Raw genomic sequence first — 203 nt, 5'->3', positions numbered from 1 at the left:
GAGCCGGAGCCCTTCGTGCCACCGGAACCGCTGCCCATGGTGCCGCCAGAGCCGGACCCCTTCGTGCCACCGGAACCGCTGCCCATGGTGCCGCCAGAGCCGGACCCCTTGGTCCCCCCGGAACCGCTGCCCAGGGTGCCGCCCGAGCCGGAGCCCTTGGTCCCACCGGAACCGCTGCCCATGGTGCCGCCAGAGCCGCACGC

At 74.9% G+C, this 203-nt stretch carries 1 protein-coding gene; it reads right to left on the bottom strand.

Annotated elements, in window-relative coordinates:
* A partial coding sequence (locus tag AB2B41_RS23810; RefSeq protein WP_367880291.1) for a hypothetical protein occupies nt 1-203 on the bottom strand: 203 nt, incomplete at both ends.

The organism is Sulfitobacter sediminis (assembly GCF_040811725.1).
Lineage (GTDB): Bacteria > Pseudomonadota > Alphaproteobacteria > Rhodobacterales > Rhodobacteraceae > Sulfitobacter > Sulfitobacter sediminis.
This window is presented reverse-complemented; position numbering and strand designations above follow the sequence as displayed.